Genomic DNA, 20,211 nt, shown 5'->3' with positions numbered 1-20,211 from the left:
GTGTCCTCCTTAATCTGCAGTATGGCTGGATGGTTTCAGCTTGTAACGGTCATAGAGTTTTTGCAAACTGCCATCCTTGCTCCATTTAGTAACCAAGTTATCGAGATAGTCGTTGAGCTCGGTATTTGATTTCTTGGTAACGATACCGTAGTCAGATGGCTTGAAACTATCATCTAGTAGTACTGTGCGTTTGCTGATGTAGCCAGACAGAATCGAGCGGTCAACGGAAAAGGCATCAATACGGTGAGCGTGTAAGGAAGTAATCAATTCTGGGTAGGAACCAAGTTCGACGAATTTAAAGGTCAGACCTTTCTTTTTACCCAGTTCAGTAATCAGGCGTTGGGTAATGGAACCTTGAGCAACCCCGATGGTTTTTCCGTTTAAGTCCTCAATGCTTTTGATTTTGGCAGACTTATTGACCAAAAAGCCAGAAGCGTCCGTGTAGTAAGGGCTGGTAAAGTTGTAGAGTTTTTTGCGTTCGTCTGTGATGGTAAAGGTCGCGATATCCATATCGACCTGTTCGTTGTCTAGAAGGGGGCCACGGGTTTGTGCTGTAACCGGCACATAGCGAATCTTGACCTTGAGTTCATCAGCTACCATCTTGGCCAAGTCCGTTTCGATACCAGAATAGGTCCCTGTCTTGGGATTCTTGTAACCGAAATTGGGAACGTCTTGTTTCACACCGACAACCAGCTCACCTCTCTTTTGAATGTCTGCGACACTAGTATCAGCCTGGACTGGTTTTGCAGCAGCAAGGCCGAAAAGGCTAATCAATATTGCTGATAAAAAGAATTTCTTTTTCATAAGCGCCTCCTTATTTGACTTTGTCACTTTCGTGGTTGATGATTTTGCTGAGGAATTGTTGGGCACGTGGTTCGCTTGGGTTATCGAAAAAGTCATCGACATCTGTCGTATCCACCAAAACTTCCCCGTCAGCCATAAAGATGATGCGGTCCGCAACTTCACGGGCAAAGCCCATTTCATGGGTAACGACAATCATATTCATACCATCGTGGGCTAATTTTTGCATAACTGCTAGAACATCGCCGATGGTTTCAGGATCAAGAGCAGATGTTGGTTCATCAAAGAGGAGAAGTTCCGGATGCATAGCGAGTCCACGTGCGATGGCAATCCGTTGTTTTTGTCCACCAGAAAGCATGGCTGGATAAGAATCTTTCTTGTCCCACATATTTACAAATTCCAGATATTTTTGGGCTGTTTTTTCAGCTTCTTTTTTATCAATTCCTAGAACTTTTATGGGTGCTAGTGTTACGTTTTCTAACACTGTTTTGTGTGGATAGAGGTTGAAATGCTGGAAAACCATGCCGACTTCCTTGCGAAGGGGCACCAAATCTTTCTGGCTGGCACCAGCAACTTGGTGACCATTTACTAGAAGACTTCCTTTGTCTATAGCCTCCAAACCATTGATGGTGCGGATAAGAGTGGACTTACCAGAACCAGAAGGGCCTAGGAGTACAACAACTTGCCCTTTTTCAAAACGGAGATTGATGTCGCGGAGTGCATGGTAATCTCCGTAATATTTTTCGACGTGTTCAAATTCTACTAAAGCCATAAGGAATCTCCTTTGTGTTAGATTTTATAACATGATTCTACACCAAAAGATTTGTCTTGTCAAATCATATCAGAAAAAAGTTAGTAAAATTTTTGTAGAAAGCAATCAGGATAGAGAAAAAGCCTAAATCATGTTATAATGAAGCAATAGAATTCTTAGAAAGAGTGGATGTCTTTTTGATAACACCTACTTATGAATGGCGGTTTGCCCCGCAGGTAGAAGATGCGGATTTTACAAAAATAGCCAAGAAGGCTGGACTGGGTCCTGAGGTGGCTCGGTTATTATTTGAAAGAGGGATTCAGGACCAAGAAAGTCTGAAGAAGTTTTTAGAACCTTCCTTGGAGGACTTGCACGACCCTTATCTACTCCATGATATGGACAAGGCAGTGGAACGGATTCGTCAGGCCATTGAAGAAGGGGAAAATATCCTCGTTTACGGTGATTATGATGCGGATGGTATGACTTCGGCTTCTATTGTTAAGGAAAGTTTGGAACAGCTTGGCGCTGAGTGCCGGGTTTATCTTCCCAATCGTTTTACCGATGGTTATGGACCTAATGCCAGTGTTTACAAATACTTTATCGAGCAAGAAGGGATTTCTTTGATTGTGACGGTGGATAATGGGGTTGCTGGTCACGAAGCCATTGAATTGGCCCAGTCTATGGGAGTGGATGTCATTGTGACTGACCACCATTCCATGCCTGAAACCTTACCAGATGCCTATGCTATTGTCCATCCTGAACATCCGGATGCGAACTATCCTTTCAAATATTTGGCTGGTTGTGGAGTTGCTTTCAAGCTGGCTTGTGCCCTGTTAGAAGAAGTACAAGTGGAATTGCTTGATTTGGTCGCTATTGGTACCATTGCTGATATGGTTAGTTTGACAGATGAGAACCGTATCTTGGTTCAGTATGGTCTGGAAATGTTGGGACATACTCAGCGTATTGGTCTGCAAGAAATGCTGGACATGGCTGGGATTGCTGCTAATGAAGTGACAGAAGAGACAGTCGGTTTCCAGATTGCCCCTCGTTTAAATGCCTTGGGCCGCTTGGATGATCCCAATCCTGCCATTGATTTGCTGACTGGGTTTGATGATGAGGAGGCGCATGAGATTGCTCTCATGATTCACCAGAAAAATGAAGAGCGCAAGGAAATTGTCCAGTCTATCTATGAAGAAGCAAAGACCATGGTGGATTCTGAGAAGAAGGTCCAGGTCTTGGCCAAGGAAGGCTGGAATCCTGGGGTTCTAGGAATCGTGGCTGGTCGTTTGTTGGAAGAATTGGGACAGACAGTCATCGTTCTTAATATAGAAGACGGTCGTGCCAAGGGAAGTGCTCGTAGTGTGGAAGCGGTCGATATTTTTGAAGCCCTAGATCCCCATCGCGACCTCTTTATCGCCTTTGGTGGCCATGCTGGTGCAGCGGGTATGACGCTGGAAGTTGAGAAACTTTCAGATTTATCTCAGGTCTTGGAAGATTATGTCCGTGAAAAAGGCGCAGATGCTGGAGGTAAGAACAAGTTAAATCTAGATGAAGAGCTGGATTTGGAGACTTTGAGTCTTGAAACAGTCAAGAACTTTGAACGTTTAGCTCCCTTTGGAATGGACAACCAGAAACCCGTCTTTTATATCAAGGATTTTCAGGTCGAAAGTGCCCGTACCATGGGGGCAGGCAATGCCCATCTCAAGCTGAAAATTTCTAAGGGTGAGGCTAGTTTTGAAGTGGTGGCCTTCGGTCAAGGTAGATGGGCAACAGAATTTGCTCAAACCAAGAATCTAGAGTTGGCAGTCAAATTGTCTGTCAATCAATGGAATGGCCAAACTGCCCTCCAGTTGATGATGGTGGATGCACGCGTGGAGGGTGTTCAGCTCTTTAACATCCGTGGAAAGAATGCCACCTTGCCAGAGGGAGTTCCAGTCTTGGATTTTGCTGGAGAAGTGCCAGATTTAGTGACTAGTGAAGCGGTTGTTGTGAAAACAATTCCTGAGGATATGACCCTGCTAAAGACCATTTTTCAAAAGCAGAATTTCTCTGCGGTCTATTTCAAAAATGATATTGACAAGGCCTACTATCTGACGGGATATGGGACTAGAGAGCAGTTTGCAAAATTGTACAAGACTATCTACCAGTTCCCAGAGTTTGATATTCGCTACAAACTGAAGGATTTGGCTACTTATCTCAATATCCAACAAATCTTGCTGGTCAAAATGATTCAAGTATTTGAAGAGCTAGGCTTTGTGACCATCAAAGATGGTGTCATGACAGTGAATAAAGAGGCTGAAAAGCGTGATATAGCTGAGAGTCAGATTTACCAAAATCTCAAACAAACCGTCAAAGACCAAGAAATGATGGCGCTGGGTACCGTGCAAGAAATTTATGACTTTTTAATGGAAAAAGAGTAGATGATAGGAAAGAGTTGGGAAACCAGCTCTTTTTTGAAAACAAATCTTCATTTTGAAAATCATTAAAAAAATGGTATAATGGTAGGAAAAGATTCGGCTAAAAGTAGTGCTTTTAGAATAAGAGGGTAAGTAACCCTATAATCAAGATAAACTAAGCTTTCGGAGGAAAAATGAGTAATATCAGTTTAACAACACTTGGCGGTGTCCGTGAAAATGGGAAAAATATGTATATCGCTGAAATCGATGGGTCTATTTTCGTTTTGGATGCAGGTCTGAAATACCCTGAAAATGAACAACTAGGGGTGGACGTGGTCATTCCCAATATGGACTATCTTTTTGAAAATAGCGATCGTATCGCTGGGGTCTTCTTGACCCACGGCCATGCGGATGCCATTGGTGCTCTGCCTTATCTCTTGGCTGAAGCCAAGGTACCTGTATTTGGCTCTGAGTTGACCATTGAGTTGGCAAAACTCTTTGTCAAAGGAAATGACACAGTTAAGAAATTTAATGATTTTCATGTTATCGATGAGGATACGGAGATTGATTTTGGCGGGACTGTGGTGTCCTTCTTCCGTACGACCCACTCTATCCCAGAAAGTCTGGGTGTGGTCTTGAAGACAGCTGAAGGTAGCATCGTTTATACAGGTGACTTCAAATTTGACCAGACAGCTAGTGAATCTTATGCCACAGACTTTGCTCGTTTGGCAGAAATCGGTCGTGATGGAGTTCTAGCTCTTCTTAGCGATTCAGCCAATGCGGACAGTAATATCCAAGTGGCTAGCGAAAGTGAAGTTGGGGACGAGATCACTCAAACCATTTCGGACTGGGATGGTCGTATCATTGTTGCAGCAGTAGCCAGCAACCTCTCTCGTATCCAGCAGGTGTTTGACGCTGCGGATGCAACAGGCCGTCGTGTGGTCTTGACAGGATTCGATATTGAAAATATCGTCCGCACTGCTATTCGTCTTAAGAAATTGTCTCTAGCTAACGAAAGTCTTTTGATTAAACCAAAAGATATGTCTCGTTTTGAGGACCATGAGTTGATTATTCTTGAGACAGGCCGTATGGGTGAGCCTATCAACGGTCTTCGCAAGATGTCGATTGGTCGTCACCGTTATGTGGAAATTAAGGATGGTGACTTGGTCTATATCGTAACGACTCCGTCTATCGCCAAAGAGGCGGTCATGGCGCGTGTGGAGAACATGATTTACCAAGCTGGCGGGGTTGTCAAACTGATCACTCAAAGCTTGCGTGTGTCAGGTCACGGAAATGCGCGTGATTTGCAGTTGATGATTAACCTCTTGCAACCCAAGTATCTCTTCCCAATTCAAGGAGAATACCGTGAGTTGGATGCTCATGCTAAGGCTGCTATGGCAGTAGGTATGTTGCCAGAACGCATTTTCATCCCTAAAAAGGGAACAAGCATGGCTTATGAGAATGGCGATTTTGTCCCAGCTGGCGCGGTTTCGGCAGGGGATGTCTTGATTGACGGGAATGCCATTGGTGATGTTGGTAATGTGGTTCTTCGTGACCGTAAGGTCTTGTCAGAAGATGGAATTTTCATCGTCGCAATCACCGTTAACCGTCGTGAGAAGAAAATTGTGGCCAAGGCTCGTGTTCACACGCGTGGATTTGTTTATCTCAAGAAGAGCCGTGATATTCTCCGTGAAAGTTCTGAATTGATTAACCAAACGGTAGAAGACTATCTTCAAGGAGATGATTTTGACTGGGCAGATCTCAAAGGGAAGGTTCGTGATAATCTGACCAAGTATCTCTTTGACCAGACTAAGCGTCGTCCAGCTATTTTACCGGTAGTCATGGAAGCAAAATAATCGTTGAAATAAACAGAGAGAAAGTCGAGTTTCGGCTTTTTCTTATAGAAAAATAGAGTTATAGAAAAATAGAGGAAAAAATATGGCAGTAATGAAAATTGAGTATTACTCACAAGTCTTGGATATGGAGTGGGGAGTGAATGTCCTCTACCCAGATGCCAATCGAGTGGAAGAACCAGAGTGTCATGACATTCCCGTCTTGTACCTCTTGCACGGGATGTCTGGCAATCATAATAGTTGGCTTAAGCGGACCAATGTAGAACGCTTGCTTCGAGGAACTAATCTCATTGTCGTCATGCCCAATACCAGCAACGGTTGGTATACCGATACCCAGTATGGTTTTGACTATTACACAGCTCTAGCAGAGGAATTGCCACAGGTTTTGAAACGCTTCTTCCCTAATATGACCAGCAAGCGTGAAAAGACCTTTATCGCTGGTCTCTCTATGGGAGGCTATGGCTGTTTCAAACTGGCTCTTGCTACAAATCGTTTTTCTCATGCGGCTAGTTTTTCAGGTGCTCTTAGCTTTCAAGATTTTTCTCCTGAGAGCCAAGATTTGGGAACACCAGCTTATTGGAGAGGTGTTTTTGGAGAGATTAAAGACTGGACAGCTAGTCCTTATTCTCTTGAAAGTCTGGCTAAAAAATCGGATAAAAAGACCAAACTTTGGGCTTGGTGTGGCGAGCAGGATTTCTTGTACGAAGCCAATAATCTCGCAGTGAAAAATCTCAAAAAACTGGGATTTGATGTGACCTATAGCCATAGTGCTGGAACTCACGAATGGTACTACTGGGAAAAACAATTGGAACGGTTCTTAGCAACCCTACCAATCGATTTCAAATTAGAAGAGAGATTAAGCTAGTTTAGTTTGTATTACTCTTTCAATAACCATGTCTTCTATGGAATAGAAACTAAAATATGTTTTTACTAGACTTTCTAAACAAAAATAGTAGAATAGTAGTTAAATTCTATTATTGTTGGAAAGAGAGTAAGAGATGTATCGTTATCAAATTGGCATTCCCACATTAGAATATGATCAGTTTGTTAAAGAACATGAATTAGTCAATGTATTACAAAGTAGTGCTTGGGAAGAGGTTAAGTCTGATTGGCAACATGAAAAGTTTGGCGCCTACCGAGGAGATAAATTACTGGCTACAGCTAGTATTTTGATTAAAACTCTTCCTCTAGGCTATAGAATGTTTTATATCCCAAGAGGTCCTGTATTAGATTATAAGGATGCTGAACTCCTGAACTTTGTTCTTCAATCCATTAAGTCCTATGCTCGAAGCAAGAGAGCGATTTTTGTGATTTTTGACCCAAGTATTTGCCTATCGCAAAGTTCAATCAAGCATGAAAAAATAGAATATCCTGAAAATATGGCTATTATTGAAAATTTGCAAAGAATGGGAGTAAGGTGGTCAGGAAAGACCGATGGAATGGGAGATACCATTCAGCCTCGTATTCAGGCAAAAGTATACAAGGAAAATTTTACAGAAGATAAACTTTGCAAGTCAACAAAACAAGCTATTCGATCCGCTCGAAATAAGGGTGTAGAGATTCAGATTGGTAGAGATGAATTGTTAGAATCTTTCTCGTTTTTGATGAAAAAAACTGAGAAGCGAAAAGATATCCATTTGAGGAATGAAGCCTATTATAAAAAATTGTTAGATAATTTTAAGGACAAGGCCTACATTACGCTGGCTACTCTGGATATCGCTAAGCGTTTACGAGAATTAGAAGAACAGTTAGCGAAAAACTTAGCGTTGGAAGAGGCGTTTACTGAGTCGACTCGAACTTCAAAAGTAGAAGCCCAGAAGAAGGAAAAAGAGCGTTTGGTAGAAGATAGAGATTTCTTGCAGAGATATCTGAATGAAGAAAAATCAAACATTCCTTTAGCAGCTACTTTGAGTTTGGAATTTGGTAATACCTCTGTTAATCTATATGCTGGTATGGATGATGCTTTTAAACGTTATAATGCACCAATTTTAACTTGGTATGAAACAGCTCGCTATGCCTTTGAGCGAGGTATGGTGTGGCAAAATTTAGGTGGTGTTGAAAACTCTCTCAATGGTGGACTTTACCATTTTAAGGAAAAATTTAATCCAACGATTGAAGAATACTTGGGTGAGTTTACAATGCCCACCCATCCTCTTTATTCTCTGTTAAGAATCGCTCTTGATTTTCGCAAGGCATTAAGAACAAAACATCATAGAAGGTAAGTACATGGCATTAATTACACTCACAAAAGAAGAATTTCAAGCTTATTCTGATCAGGTCTCTTCTCGTTCTTTTATGCAATCTGTCCAGATGGGGGACTTGTTAGAAAAAAGAGGGGCTCGAATTGTTTATCTTGCATTGAAACAAGAAGGAGAAATTCAAGTTGCAGCTCTGGTTTATAGCTTGCCCATGCTGGGTGGACTACATATGGAGATCAATTCGGGGCCGATTTATACCCAACAAGATGCTCTCCCAGTTTTTTATGCGGAGTTAAAAGAATATGCCAAGCAAAATGGTGTATTAGAGTTGCTTGTAAAACCTTATGAAACTTATCAAACTTTTGATGGTGAAGGTAATCCAATAGATGCTGAGAAAAAAAGTATTATTCAAGATTTGACTGATTTAGGTTATCAATTTGATGGTTTAAAAACAGGTTACCCAGGTGGAGAACCGGATTGGTTATATTGTAAATATTTGAATGAGCTAACTGAAAAGACCTTGCTTAACAGTTTTAGTAAAAAGGGGAAAGCTTTGGTGAAAAAGGCTGATACATTTGGTATTCAGTTGAAAAAATTAAATCGTGAAGAACTTTCAATTTTTAAAGATATAACAAAAACAACCTCTGAACGTCGAGAATATAGTGATAAAAGTTTAGAATATTATGAGCATTTTTATGACTCTTTTGGAGAAAAAGCCGAGTTTGTAATTGCTATTCTAAATTTAGGAGAATATATACAAAATTTAATACATAAGCAAAAAGAATTATCTGAAAAAATAGCTACCTCATTACTCTTATTAGAACAATATCCAGATTCTGCACAAAAGAAAAAAGAACACAAAGAGTTGGCTAGGCAGTATGAAAGCTTTGAAGTTCGAAAAGCAGAAGCACGAGAGTTGATTAAAAAATATGGAGAGAAAGATCTTGTCTTAGCAGGTAGTTTATTTATTTATATGCCTCAAGAAACGACCTATCTTTTTAGTGGTTCCTATACTGAGTTTAATAAATTTTATGCACCAGCTTTGCTTCAGAAATATGTTATGTTGGAAAGCATAAAACGTGGGATCCCTAAATACAACTTTCTAGGGATTCAAGGGATTTTTGATGGTAGTGATGGTGTTTTACGCTTTAAACAAAATTTTAATGGTTATATTGTACGTAAAGCAGGAACTTTCCGTTATTATCCATCTCCCCTAAAATATAAAGCTATTCAGTTACTCAAAAAAATATTAGGACGCTAAGATAAGAAAATTGGTCTTTAGCTTTCTTTCAGCTTGTTTTAGTAAAATAGACTTTATTTGCTAGAAAGGTGGAGGGAAATGCGCTGGATTTTTCGTTTGATAGGGGCTTTCTTTTCTTTTGTGTGGCGTTTGTTTTGGCGTCTCGTTTGGATAGCTTTTCTTTTGTGTACTTTTGCTTTTGGACTTCTCTGGTATCTGAACGGGGATTTTCAAGGAGCGCTAAAGCAAGCAGAACGGTCAGTAAAAATTGGTCAACAAAGTATCGACCAATGGGAAAAAACAGGGCAACTGCCTAAGTTGAACAAGACAGATAGCCACCAACACTCTGAAGGAAGGTGGCCGCAGGCTTCTGCTCGTATTTACCTAAATCCGCAGATTGATTCACGCTTTCAAGAGGCTTATGTAGAAGCAATTCAGAATTGGAATCAAACGGGTGCTTTTAACTTTGAAATTGTCACTGAAGCCAGCAAGGCAGATATCTTGGCTACTGAGATGAACGACGGAAACACTCCTGTGGCAGGAGAGGCAGAAAGTCAGACCAATCTCTTAACGGGGCAATTCTTGTCTGTGACGGTGCGCCTGAATCATTATTATCTATCCAATCCAAATTATGGTTATTCCTATGAGCGCATTGTCCATACAGCAGAACATGAGTTGGGTCATGCAATTGGCTTGGACCATGCAGATGGGAAGTCTGTCATGCAACCTGCGGGTTCCTTTTATGGTATCCAGGAAGAGGATGTTGCAAACCTCCGAAAAATATACGAGACTAGTGAGTAGGGAACAATCTTTCCCTACTTTTTTGCTATAATGGAACTATGAATAACTTGATTAAATCAAAACTAGAACTCTTGCCAACCAGCCCTGGTTGCTACATTCACAAGGATAAAAACGGCACCATTATCTATGTAGGAAAGGCTAAAAATCTGCGTAACCGCGTGCGGTCTTATTTCCGTGGAAGTCATGATACTAAGACAGAGGCTCTGGTGTCTGAAATTGTAGATTTTGAATTTATTGTTACTGAGTCTAATATTGAGGCACTTCTCCTAGAAATCAATCTGATCAAGGAAAATAAGCCTAAGTACAATATCATGCTAAAGGATGATAAGTCCTATCCTTTTATCAAAATCACCAATGAACGCTATCCTCGTTTGATTATTACCCGACAGGTTAAGAAGGACGGAGGCCTCTACTTTGGTCCCTATCCAGATGTGGGGGCAGCCAATGAAATCAAGCGGCTACTGGATCGGATTTTCCCTTTTCGCAAGTGTACCAATCCACCGTCTAAGGTCTGTTTTTACTACCATATCGGCCAATGTATGGCCCACACCATCTGTAAGAAAGATGAGACCTATTTCAAGTCCATGGCTCAGGAGGTTTCTGATTTTCTAAAAGGGCAGGATGACAAAATCATCGATGATCTCAAGGGCAAGATGGCAACGGCAGCCCAAGCTATGGAATTTGAACGTGCAGCGGAATACCGTGACCTAATTCAGTCTATTGGAACGCTTCGAACCAAGCAACGGGTCATGGCTAAGGATCTCCAAAATCGGGATGTCTTTGGCTACTATGTGGACAAGGGATGGATGTGTGTTCAGGTTTTCTTTGTTCGTCAGGGCAAGTTAATTGAACGTGACGTCAATCTATTCCCCTACTACAATGATCCGGACGAGGATTTCTTAACCTATGTGGGACAATTCTATCAAGAAAAATCCCATCTAGTACCAAATGAAGTATTGATTCCGCAGGATATTGACGAAGAAGCTGTCAAGGTCTTGGTAGATACCAAGATTGTCAAACCCCAGCGTGGAGAGAAAAAACAGCTGGTCAATCTAGCCATAAAAAATGCACGAGTCAGCCTAGAGCAGAAATTCAACCTGCTGGAGAAATCTGTCGAAAAGACACAAGGAGCTATTGAAAATCTAGGACGTTTGCTCCAAATCCCAACCCCAGTTCGTATCGAATCTTTCGATAACTCCAACATCATGGGGACCAGTCCTGTTTCAGCCATGGTGGTCTTTGTTAACGGCAAACCTAGTAAGAAGGATTACCGTAAGTATAAAATCAAGACTGTCGTTGGACCAGACGACTATGCCAGTATGAGAGAAGTCATTCGCAGGCGCTATGGCCGAGTTCAACGTGATGGTTTAACCCCGCCAGATTTGATTGTGATTGATGGAGGACAAGGTCAAGTCAATATCGCCAAGCAAGTCATCCAAGAGGAGCTAGGCTTGGATATCCCCATTGCAGGTCTGCAAAAGAATGATAAGCACCAAACCCATGAATTGCTCTTTGGAGATCCGCTGAAGGTGGTGGAGTTGTCTCGCAATTCTCAGGAATTTTTCCTCCTCCAACGCATCCAAGATGAGGTTCACCGCTTTGCCATCACCTTCCACCGCCAACTGCGCTCCAAAAATTCCTTTTCATCACAACTGGATGGAATTGACGGTCTGGGACCTAAACGCAAGCAGAATCTTATGAAGCATTTCAAGTCTTTGACTAAAATCAAGGAAGCCAGTGTGGATGAGATTGTCGAAGTTGGGGTACCAAGAGCAGTTGCAGAAGCTGTGCAGAGGAAGTTGAACCCGCAGGAGGCAGAAGTCTTGCCTCAAGTGGCGGAAGAACAAGTAGATTATCAAACGGAAGGAAATCACAATGAAACATAAAATCGCAATTTTATCAGATATTCATGGCAATGCGACGGCCCTAGAAGCAGTGATTGCAGATGCTAAAAATCAAGGAGTCAGTGAATACTGGCTTCTGGGAGATATTTTTCTTCCTGGTCCAGGCGCAAATGACTTAGTCGCCCTGCTAAAGGACCTTTCTATCACAACCAGTGTTCGAGGCAATTGGGATGATCGTGTCCTTGAGGCCTTGGATGGCGAATATGGTTTGGAACATCCGAAAGAAATCCAGTCAATGCGCATGACCCAGTTTTTGATGGAGCAAATGGATCCTGCAACGATTGTCTGGCTACGAAGCTTGCCTTTGCTGGAAAAGAAAGAAATTGACGGATTGCGCTTTTCTATCTCTCATAATTTGCCAAATAAGAACTATGGTGGGGACCTACTGGTTGGGAATGATACAGATAAATTTGACCAACTGCTAGATGCGGAAACGGACGTGGCAGTTTATGGTCATGTTCACAAGCAGTTGCTTCGTTATGGAAGTCAAGGGCAACAAATCATCAATCCAGGGTCGATTGGCATGCCCTATTTTAATTGGGAGGCGTTAAAAAATCACCGTGCCCAGTATGCCGTGATAGAAGTTGAAGATGGGGAATTGGTAAATATCCTATTTCGTAAAGTCGCTTATGATTATGAAGCGGAGTTAGAACTGGCCAAGTCCAAGGGACTTCCCTTTATCGAAATGTATGAAGAGCTACGAAGAGAAGACAACTATCAGGGGCACAATCTGGAACTCTTAGCCAGCTTAATAGAAAAGCATGGGTATGTAGAGGATGTGAAGAATTTTTTTGATTTTTTGTAAGAGTTTCCTAAAATAACCAATGCAAACTAAAAAAGCGATTGGCTGGTCCAATCGCTTTTAGTATATCTTATACTCAATGAAAATCAAAGAGCAAACTAGGAAGCTAGCCGTAGGTTGCTCAAAGCACAGCTTTGAGGTTGCAGATAAAGCTGACGTGGTTTGAAGAGATTTTCGAAGAGTATTATTGTAATTGAGATTTATCTGGAAGGTAAGAACCACCTAGATAAGTATTGCTAAGTTTTTCAAGTGTTCCGTCTTGATAGAGTTCTTTGAGCGCTTTATCAAATTTTTCTTTAAACTCCTTTTGGTCGCTTGAGAAAACGATATAGTTGTTGGGGCTATCGGCAGAAGGTAAGTCAACGACTGAGAGATCTAAGCCACGGTCCTTGATAATCTTTTGGACAGATACCTTGTCAAAGACTAGGAAATCAAACTCTCCGTTAGAGAGGTCTAGGATTCGTTTACCGATATCCTCTCCAGAAAAATCGATAGTAGCGGGATTGTCAGTGTGTTTTTGATTCCAGTTATTGATGAATTGAGCGTTTGAAGTTCCAGTATCCTCCTGTGTTGTTTTGCCAGCGATTTGGTCAAGTGAAGTCAGAGGATTTTTCTTGTTGCTGACAAGGACGAGGGGATTGTTCGAAATTGGGAGGGAGTAAAGGTATTTTTCAGCACGCTCTTTTGTGTAACTCAAGTTATTGGCTGCGGCTTGATAGTGACCAGAATCAAGTCCTGGGAAGATACTCTCCCAGGCAGTTCTTTGGAATTGAATCTCGTAGTCGCTGAGTTTTTCATCCACTGCTTTTAGAACTTCGATATCGAAGCCTGTCAGATTGCCCTTGTCTTCGTAGTCAAATGGCGGCACATCACCAGCTGTAGCAACGACAATTGTCTTTTGAGAGCTGGTTTCTTTAGGTGTAGTTTGATTTCCACAGGCAACTAAAAATGGTAGGATGGCTAGTAATAGGCTAAATTTTTTCATAATGTCTCCATTCAAATGTAAAGTTATCTGCTAGTTTATCAGAAATGTTCCTGATGAACCAATATATATTTTTTATGGCTGTAATAAAAAATCTTAATCATGAAAAATCCCTGCAAGCTCTTTCAAAATATGATAGAATGGAAGCAGTAGAATTAGAAAAGGAAATCGATTATGAAATTTCTTGAATTAAATAAAAAGCGTCATGCGACCAAGCATTTCACTGATAAGCCAGTGGATCCAAAAGATGTACGTACGGCTATCGAAATTGCAACCTTGGCGCCAAGCGCCCACAACAGTCAGCCTTGGAAATTTGTGGTGGTACGTGAGAAAAATGCCGAACTAGCAAAATTGGCATACGGTTCAAACTTTGAACAGGTATCATCAGCACCTGTAACCATTGCCCTCTTTACAGATACGGACCTTGCCAAACGTGCCCGTAAAATTGCTCGAGTTGGTGGTGCTAACAATTTCTCAGAAGAACAACTACAATACTTCATGAAAAATTTGCCAGCTGAATTTGCACGCTACAATGAACAACAAGTCAGCGACTACCTAGCCCTCAATGCAGGTTTGGTTGCTATGAACTTGGTTCTCGCTCTTACAGATCAAGGAATCGGATCAAATCTTATCCTTGGTTTTGACAAATCAAAAGTCAACGAAGTTTTGGATATCGAAGATCGTTTCCGTCCAGAACTCTTAATTACAGTGGGTTACACAGATGAAAAATTGGAACCAAGCTACCGCTTGCCAGTAGATGAAATCATCGAGAAAAGATAGAAGGAAGATAATATGACAGCAATTGATTTTACAGCAGAAGTAGAAAAACGCAAAGAAGACCTCTTGGCTGACTTGTTTAGCCTTTTGGAAATCAACTCAGAACGTGATGACAGCAAGGCTGATGCCCAGCATCCATTTGGACCTGGTCCAGTAAAAGCTTTGGAGAAATTCCTTGAAATCGCAGACCGCGATGGCTATCCAACTAAAAATGTTGATAACTATGCAGGACATTTTGAGTTTGGTGATGGAGAAGAAGTTCTCGGAATCTTTGCCCATATGGACGTGGTGCCAGCTGGTAGCGGTTGGGACACAGATCCTTACACACCAACTATCAAAGATGGTCGCCTCTATGCGCGTGGAGCTTCTGATGACAAGGGTCCTACAACAGCTTGTTACTATGGTTTGAAAATCATCAAAGAATTGGGTCTTCCAACTTCTAAGAAAGTCCGCTTCATCGTCGGAACAGACGAAGAATCAGGCTGGGCAGATATGGACTACTACTTCGAGCACGTAGGACTTGCGAAGCCAGACCTTGGTTTCTCTCCAGACGCTGAGTTCCCTATCATCAATGGTGAAAAAGGAAATATCACGGAATACCTCCACTTTGCAGGTGAAAATGCGGGTGCTGCCCGTCTTCACAGCTTTACAGGTGGTTTGCGTGAAAACATGGTACCAGAATCAGCAACAGCAGTCGTTTCAGGTGATTTGGCTGACTTGCAAGCTAAACTAGATGCCTTTGTTGCAGAACACAAACTTAGAGGAGAACTCCAAGAAGAAGCTGGCCAATACAAGGTGACGATCATTGGTAAATCAGCCCACGGTGCTATGCCTGCTTCAGGTGTCAATGGTGCGACTTACCTAGCCCTCTTACTTAGCCAGTTTGACTTTGCTGGTCCAGCCAAAGACTACCTTGACATCGCTGGTAAAATTCTCTTGAACGACCATGAGGGTGAAAATCTCAAGATTGCTCATGTGGATGAAAAGATGGGTGCTCTTTCTATGAATGCCGGTGTCTTCCGCTTTGACGAAACAGGCGCTGACAATACCATTGCCCTTAACATCCGCTATCCAAAAGGAACAAGTCCAGAACAAATCAAGTCAATCCTTGAAAACTTGCCAGTTGCTTCTGTTAGCCTTTCTGAACACGGTCATACACCTCACTATGTGCCAATGGAAGATCCACTTGTTCAAACCTTGTTGAATATCTATGAAAAACAAACTGGACTTAAAGGTCACGAGCAAGTCATCGGTGGTGGAACCTTTGGTCGTTTGCTCGAACGCGGAGTTGCCTATGGTGCCATGTTCCCAGACTCAATTGACACCATGCACCAAGCCAATGAATTTATCGCCTTGGACGATCTCTTCCGTGCAGCAGCAATTTATGCCGAAGCTATATATGAATTGATCAAATAAAACGATAGAAGTCTGAGATGTTGTGCTTGGACTTCTTTTTGGAGGGAAAATAGATGTCTCAAATCGAAAGAATCAAGCAGGCTATTATGGCAGATCCGCAAAATGCTAGCTATACAGAGCGTGGCATTGAGCCTCTCTTTGCAGCGCCAAAAACTGCTCGCATCAATATCATCGGTCAGGCACCGGGACTTAAAACCCAAGAAGCAGGACTTTATTGGAAAGATAAAAGTGGTGACCGCTTGCGGGACTGGCTAGGTGTGGATGAAGATACCTTTTACAACTCAGGTTATTTCGCAGTTCTGCCCATGGATTTCTACTTTCCAGGGCATGGCAAGTCAGGTGACCTGCCACCGAGAATTGGCTTTGCAGAAAAATGGCATCCGCAGCTCTTGCAAGAATTACCAGATATTCAGTTAACCCTCTTGATTGGCCAGTATGCCCAAGCCTACTATTTACATGAAAAAATAAGTGGCAAGGTGACAGAACGGGTAAAACATTACCAGAACTATCTGCCAGACTATTTTCCATTGGTTCACCCCTCACCACGAAATCAAATTTGGATGGCCAAAAATCCTTGGTTTGAGGCAGAAGTAGTGCCAGACTTGAAAAAAAGAATTAAAACCATTTTATAGTCAATGAAAATCAAAGAGCAAACTAGGAAGCTAGCCGCAGGCTGCTCAAAGTACAGCTTTGAGGTTGTGGATAGAACTGACGAAGTCAGTAACCATACCTACGGTAAGGCGACGCTGACGTGGTTTGAAGAGATTTTCGAAGAGTATTAGGAGAAAAAGAATGAAAGAAATAGCCTTTGACGCATTTTACCAGCTTTATCAAAACGACCAACTTTCTTTAGTGGACGTGAGAGAAGTGGAGGAGTTTGAAGCTCTTCATTTAGAAGGTGCCCAGAATCTTCCTCTGAGTCAATTAGCTGATACTTATGATCAATTGGACAAGGATCAGTTACATTATGTTATTTGTAAATCTGGAATGAGATCGGCGCGTGCTTGCCAATTCCTAGCTGACCAAGGTTATGAGGTTATCAATGTACAAGGTGGTATGATGGCTTTTGAAGAACTTTAAACATTAGAATTTTCTCCTACTTGGTTTGGACTAGGTAGGAGAATTTTATTTTTAGATAATTCTCATTTTTGAGAATCTTGAAAACATTCAATATTTACTTCGTGAAGCTTTTTTCATAGTCTCTTTCATGATATACTAGGTCAGTATTTTATAAATATGAAGGAGATTTACATGGCTAAAAAAGGTGCCCTAACAGGTTTGCTCCTGTTTGGAATATTTTTTGGTGCGGGGAACTTGATTTTTCCGCCTTCTCTAGGTGCTCTATCTGGAGAACATTTTATTCCTGCCATCGCAGGTTTTGTCTTTTCAGGTGTCGGTATCGCCGTCTTGACTCTTATTATTGGAACGCTAAATCCTAAAGGATATATCTACGAGATTTCAACAAAGATAGCGCCTTGGTTTGCGACTCTTTACCTCTCAGTTCTTTACTTGTCAATTGGTCCATTCTTTGCTATCCCACGTACAGCTACAACAGCTTACGAAGTGGGGATTAGCCCCCTTTTGTCGGATGCAAATAAAGGTCTTGGTTTGATTGTCTTTACAGTTCTGTATTTTGCAGCAGCCTATTTGATTTCGCTTAATCCATCAAAAATCTTAGACCGTATCGGCCGTATTTTAACACCAGTCTTTGCGATTTTGATTGTTATCTTGGTTGTCCTAGGAGCTATCAAATACGGTGGAACAAGTCCTCAAGCTGCTTCAGCTGCTTATCAAGCTTCTGCCTTTGGGACAGGTTTCCTAGAAGGTTACAATACCTTGGACGCCCTTGCCTCCGTTGCCTTCAGTGTAATCGCAGTTCAAACCTTGAAACAACTTGGCTTCTCAAGTAAGAAAGAATACATTTCAACCATTTGGGTTGTTGGTATCGTTGTTGCCCTTGCCTTCAGTGCTCTTTATATCGGTTTAGGTTTCCTTGGAAATCATTTTCCGGTACCAGCTGAAGCGATGAAGGGTGGAACACCAGGTGTTTACATCTTGTCACAAGCCACTCAAGAAATCTTTGGCTCAACAGCCCAACTCTTCCTTGCAGCTATGGTTACTGTAACCTGCTTCACAACAACGGTTGGTTTGATTGTGTCAACAGCTGAGTTCTTTAATGAACGTTTCCCACAAATCAGTTATAAGGTTTATGCGACAGCCTTTACCTTGATTGGATTTGCTATTGCCAATTTGGGTCTTGATGCGATTATCAAGTACTCAATCCCTGTACTGGTTATCTTGTACCCAATCACCATTGCCATCGTTATGATTGTCATTGTCAACAAATTTGTGGCTCTTTCAAAACCAGGTATGCAGTTGACAATTGCTGTGGTTACAGCTATTGCCATTGCAAGCGTACTAGGAAGCTCGTTTAAGGTTGAGTTTCTTGCAAACCTTGTCAACGCTCTTCCTTTTGCCAAGGCATCACTCCCATGGTTAGTACCAGCCGTTGTCGGAATCTTGCTCTCATTGGTTCTACCAAACAAGCAAGAGAGTGATGTTTTTGAAATGGAATAATCACTAATACTCTTCGAAAATCAAATTCAAACCGCGTCAACGTCGCCTTGTCGTACTCAAGTACAGCCTGCGGCTAGTTTCCTAGTTTGCTCTTTGATTTTCATTGAGTATAAAATCACTTTTGTAGTCAAGTCTACAGGAGTGATTTTCTTTTTTTATCCGATGATAAATGTGTTATAATAGGTAGCAAAAGAGGTGAAGAAATGAATCAAACAGTAGAATATATCAAAGAACTGACAGCCATTGCGTCGCCAACGGGCTTCACTCGAGAGATTTCGGACTATTTAGTCAAGACTCTAGAAGGTTTTGGTTACCAGCCGGTTCGTACAGCAAAGGGCGGTGTCAATGTGACCATCAAAGGTCAAATTGATGAAGAGCATCGCTATGTGACTGCCCATGTGGATACGCTGGGGGCCATTGTCCGTGCTGTCAAACCAGACGGCCGTCTCAAACTGGATCGTATCGGTGGTTTTCCTTGGAACATGATTGAAGGTGAAAACTGTACAGTGCATGTGGCTAGCACAGGTGAAAAAGTATCAGGAACCATCCTCATCCACCAAACTTCTTGCCATGTCTATAAGGATGCAGGAACTGCAGAACGCACGCAGGACAATATGGAAGTGCGTTTGGATGCAAAAGTAACCAGTGAAAAAGAAACTCGTTCTCTTGGTATTGAGGTCGGCGATTTTATCAGCTTTGACCCACGAACCGTCGTGACAGAGACAGGTTTTATCAAGTCTCGTCATTTGGATGATAAGGTCAGCGCAGCGATTTTGCTTAACCTGCTTCGTATTTATAAGGAAGAGAAGATTGAATTGCCCGTAACAACCCATTTTGCTTTTTCAGTTTTTGAAGAAGTGGGGCATGGAGCTAACTCTAATATCCCTGCTCAGGTAGTAGAATATCTGGCTGTGGATATGGGAGCTATGGGAGATGACCAGCAAACAGATGAGTACACAGTGTCTATCTGTGTCAAGGATGCTTCAGGGCCTTATCACTATGACTTCCGTCAACATTTGGTGGCCTTGGCTAAAGAGCAAGATATTCCATTTAAGCTGGATATCTATCCGTTTTATGGTTCGGATGCTTCGGCAGCTATGTCTGCAGGGGCAGAAGTCAAACACGCCCTTCTCGGTGCTGGTATCGAGTCTAGCCACTCATATGAACGTACTCATATTGATTCAGTGACCGCAACAGAGCGTATGGTTGATGCTTATCTGAAGAGCGAATTGGTAGACTAATATGTGCCTTATATGCCAGAGAATTGAGCTCATCAAGGCTGGGGAAAATCCCTATTTTGTCAAAGAGTTGGAAACAGGCTATCTTGTGATTGGAGATCACCAGTATTTTGCAGGCTATAGTCTCTTTCTAGCCAAGGAACACGTCACCGAATTGCACCATTTGAAAAAGGAGACAAGACTCCGTTTTCTAGAAGAAATGAGTGTGGTTCAAGAGGCGGTTGCTAAGACCTTTGCTGCCGAGAAAATGAATATCGAACTGCTAGGCAATGGTGATGCCCATCTTCATTGGCATCTGTTTCCTAGACGAAGAGGTGATATGAACGGTCACGGTCTCAATGGACGTGGTCCAGTTTGGTGGGTTCCTTTTGAAGAAATGACAGCAGAAACCTGCCAAGCAAAATCGGATGAGATTAAAAAATTAGTCAAACGTTTATCGTCAGAAGTAGATAACCTATTAGAAATAAAGGAGTAG

18 protein-coding genes are annotated in these 20,211 nt (G+C 42.0%); 15 read left to right on the top strand and 3 right to left on the bottom strand.

The features are described 5' to 3' along the window. Window positions 1–9: 9 nt before the first annotated feature. Window positions 10–804 (bottom strand): transporter substrate-binding domain-containing protein, encoded by a 795-nt coding sequence (locus M1F55_RS02955; protein WP_000726158.1) that lies wholly within the window; start codon window positions 802–804, stop codon window positions 10–12. 10 nt (window positions 805–814) lie between these two features. Further along, window positions 815–1,573: an amino acid ABC transporter ATP-binding protein gene (locus M1F55_RS02950; RefSeq protein ID WP_084928862.1), complete on the bottom strand. Its 759-nt coding sequence runs from the start codon at window positions 1,571–1,573 to the stop codon at window positions 815–817. A gap of 176 nt (window positions 1,574–1,749) precedes the next feature. On the opposite strand from M1F55_RS02950, the gene recJ reads away from it, so the two are divergent. From recJ to M1F55_RS02910, 8 genes are all read left to right on the top strand, one after another. Next, window positions 1,750–3,972: a single-stranded-DNA-specific exonuclease RecJ gene (gene recJ, locus M1F55_RS02945; protein ID WP_247947250.1), complete on the top strand. Its 2,223-nt coding sequence runs from the start codon at window positions 1,750–1,752 to the stop codon at window positions 3,970–3,972. A gap of 170 nt (window positions 3,973–4,142) precedes the next feature. Continuing rightward, the gene (locus tag M1F55_RS02940; protein ID WP_000065614.1) at window positions 4,143–5,804 is read left to right on the top strand and encodes a ribonuclease J; all 1,662 of its coding nucleotides are present in this window, start codon (window positions 4,143–4,145) and stop codon (window positions 5,802–5,804) included. 82 nt (window positions 5,805–5,886) lie between these two features. Beyond that, complete coding sequence (locus tag M1F55_RS02935; protein WP_023947882.1) at window positions 5,887–6,666, top strand: alpha/beta hydrolase; 780 nt, start codon at window positions 5,887–5,889, stop codon at window positions 6,664–6,666. A gap of 133 nt (window positions 6,667–6,799) precedes the next feature. Further along, the gene (locus M1F55_RS02930; protein ID WP_023947884.1) at window positions 6,800–8,023 is read left to right on the top strand and encodes a peptidoglycan bridge formation alanyltransferase MurM; all 1,224 of its coding nucleotides are present in this window, start codon (window positions 6,800–6,802) and stop codon (window positions 8,021–8,023) included. Window positions 8,024–8,027: 4 nt separating this feature from the next. After that, a complete protein-coding gene (locus M1F55_RS02925) occupies window positions 8,028–9,260 on the top strand; it encodes an aminoacyltransferase (protein WP_247947249.1) in 1,233 nt (410 codons plus the stop codon). A 78-nt stretch (window positions 9,261–9,338) separates the two neighbouring features. Then, window positions 9,339–10,040, top strand: a complete 702-nt coding sequence (locus M1F55_RS02920) for a M57 family metalloprotease (RefSeq protein WP_031237190.1) — start codon at window positions 9,339–9,341, stop codon at window positions 10,038–10,040. A 38-nt stretch (window positions 10,041–10,078) separates the two neighbouring features. Then, window positions 10,079–11,926, top strand: a complete 1,848-nt coding sequence (uvrC, locus tag M1F55_RS02915) for an excinuclease ABC subunit UvrC (protein ID WP_247947248.1) — start codon at window positions 10,079–10,081, stop codon at window positions 11,924–11,926. Next, complete coding sequence (locus tag M1F55_RS02910; RefSeq protein ID WP_049516309.1) at window positions 11,916–12,749, top strand: metallophosphoesterase family protein; 834 nt, start codon at window positions 11,916–11,918, stop codon at window positions 12,747–12,749. Before uvrC ends, M1F55_RS02910 begins: the two co-directional genes overlap by 11 nt. Before the next feature lie 181 nt (window positions 12,750–12,930). Here the strand turns inward: M1F55_RS02910 and M1F55_RS02905 are convergent, their stop codons facing one another. Further along, window positions 12,931–13,731 carry an amino acid ABC transporter substrate-binding protein gene (locus tag M1F55_RS02905; protein WP_042750461.1) on the bottom strand — a complete coding sequence of 267 codons (801 nt, stop codon included), beginning with the start codon at window positions 13,729–13,731 and terminating at the stop codon, window positions 12,931–12,933. A gap of 171 nt (window positions 13,732–13,902) precedes the next feature. Between M1F55_RS02905 and M1F55_RS02900 the strand changes: the two genes are divergently transcribed. The 7 genes from M1F55_RS02900 to M1F55_RS02870 all read left to right on the top strand — a co-directional run bounded on the left by M1F55_RS02900 (window position 13,903) and on the right by M1F55_RS02870 (window position 20,211). Then, window positions 13,903–14,508 (top strand): nitroreductase family protein, encoded by a 606-nt coding sequence (locus tag M1F55_RS02900; protein ID WP_000670164.1) that lies wholly within the window; start codon window positions 13,903–13,905, stop codon window positions 14,506–14,508. A 12-nt stretch (window positions 14,509–14,520) separates the two neighbouring features. Continuing rightward, the gene (pepV, locus tag M1F55_RS02895) at window positions 14,521–15,921 is read left to right on the top strand and encodes a dipeptidase PepV (protein WP_247947247.1); all 1,401 of its coding nucleotides are present in this window, start codon (window positions 14,521–14,523) and stop codon (window positions 15,919–15,921) included. Window positions 15,922–15,974: 53 nt separating this feature from the next. Continuing rightward, a complete protein-coding gene (locus tag M1F55_RS02890) occupies window positions 15,975–16,553 on the top strand; it encodes a uracil-DNA glycosylase family protein (protein ID WP_084950989.1) in 579 nt (192 codons plus the stop codon). A 160-nt stretch (window positions 16,554–16,713) separates the two neighbouring features. Beyond that, window positions 16,714–17,001 carry a rhodanese-like domain-containing protein gene (locus M1F55_RS02885; protein ID WP_247947246.1) on the top strand — a complete coding sequence of 96 codons (288 nt, stop codon included), beginning with the start codon at window positions 16,714–16,716 and terminating at the stop codon, window positions 16,999–17,001. Between the two features lie 171 nt (window positions 17,002–17,172). Further along, window positions 17,173–18,498, top strand: coding sequence for a branched-chain amino acid transport system II carrier protein (gene brnQ, locus M1F55_RS02880; RefSeq protein ID WP_247947245.1), 1,326 nt, complete (start codon window positions 17,173–17,175; stop codon window positions 18,496–18,498). 203 nt (window positions 18,499–18,701) lie between these two features. After that, entirely contained in the window at window positions 18,702–19,739 is a 1,038-nt protein-coding gene (locus tag M1F55_RS02875) for a M42 family metallopeptidase (RefSeq protein WP_247947244.1), read from the top strand. A 1-nt stretch (window position 19,740) separates the two neighbouring features. Next, window positions 19,741–20,211: an HIT family protein gene (locus M1F55_RS02870; RefSeq protein WP_049551117.1), complete on the top strand. Its 471-nt coding sequence runs from the start codon at window positions 19,741–19,743 to the stop codon at window positions 20,209–20,211.

Source organism: Streptococcus mitis (assembly GCF_023109235.1).
Lineage (GTDB): Bacteria > Bacillota > Bacilli > Lactobacillales > Streptococcaceae > Streptococcus > Streptococcus mitis_DA.
This window is presented reverse-complemented; position numbering and strand designations above follow the sequence as displayed.

What these genes read in the sequence shown, in the direction of transcription:
- M1F55_RS02955 (WP_000726158.1), bottom strand. Translation starts at nt 804, where the DNA reads ATGAAAAAGAAATTCTTTTTATCAGCAATATTGATTAGCCTTTTCGGC.
- M1F55_RS02950 (WP_084928862.1), bottom strand. Translation starts at nt 1,573, where the DNA reads ATGGCTTTAGTAGAATTTGAACACGTCGAAAAATATTACGGAGATTAC.
- M1F55_RS02940 (WP_000065614.1), top strand. Translation starts at nt 4,143, where the DNA reads ATGAGTAATATCAGTTTAACAACACTTGGCGGTGTCCGTGAAAATGGG.
- M1F55_RS02935 (WP_023947882.1), top strand. Translation starts at nt 5,887, where the DNA reads ATGGCAGTAATGAAAATTGAGTATTACTCACAAGTCTTGGATATGGAG.
- M1F55_RS02930 (WP_023947884.1), top strand. Translation starts at nt 6,800, where the DNA reads ATGTATCGTTATCAAATTGGCATTCCCACATTAGAATATGATCAGTTT.
- M1F55_RS02925 (WP_247947249.1), top strand. Translation starts at nt 8,028, where the DNA reads ATGGCATTAATTACACTCACAAAAGAAGAATTTCAAGCTTATTCTGAT.
- M1F55_RS02920 (WP_031237190.1), top strand. Translation starts at nt 9,339, where the DNA reads ATGCGCTGGATTTTTCGTTTGATAGGGGCTTTCTTTTCTTTTGTGTGG.
- uvrC (WP_247947248.1), top strand. Translation starts at nt 10,079, where the DNA reads ATGAATAACTTGATTAAATCAAAACTAGAACTCTTGCCAACCAGCCCT.
- M1F55_RS02910 (WP_049516309.1), top strand. Translation starts at nt 11,916, where the DNA reads ATGAAACATAAAATCGCAATTTTATCAGATATTCATGGCAATGCGACG.
- M1F55_RS02905 (WP_042750461.1), bottom strand. Translation starts at nt 13,731, where the DNA reads ATGAAAAAATTTAGCCTATTACTAGCCATCCTACCATTTTTAGTTGCC.
- M1F55_RS02900 (WP_000670164.1), top strand. Translation starts at nt 13,903, where the DNA reads ATGAAATTTCTTGAATTAAATAAAAAGCGTCATGCGACCAAGCATTTC.
- pepV (WP_247947247.1), top strand. Translation starts at nt 14,521, where the DNA reads ATGACAGCAATTGATTTTACAGCAGAAGTAGAAAAACGCAAAGAAGAC.
- M1F55_RS02890 (WP_084950989.1), top strand. Translation starts at nt 15,975, where the DNA reads ATGTCTCAAATCGAAAGAATCAAGCAGGCTATTATGGCAGATCCGCAA.
- M1F55_RS02885 (WP_247947246.1), top strand. Translation starts at nt 16,714, where the DNA reads ATGAAAGAAATAGCCTTTGACGCATTTTACCAGCTTTATCAAAACGAC.
- brnQ (WP_247947245.1), top strand. Translation starts at nt 17,173, where the DNA reads ATGGCTAAAAAAGGTGCCCTAACAGGTTTGCTCCTGTTTGGAATATTT.
- M1F55_RS02875 (WP_247947244.1), top strand. Translation starts at nt 18,702, where the DNA reads ATGAATCAAACAGTAGAATATATCAAAGAACTGACAGCCATTGCGTCG.
- M1F55_RS02870 (WP_049551117.1), top strand. Translation starts at nt 19,741, where the DNA reads ATGTGCCTTATATGCCAGAGAATTGAGCTCATCAAGGCTGGGGAAAAT.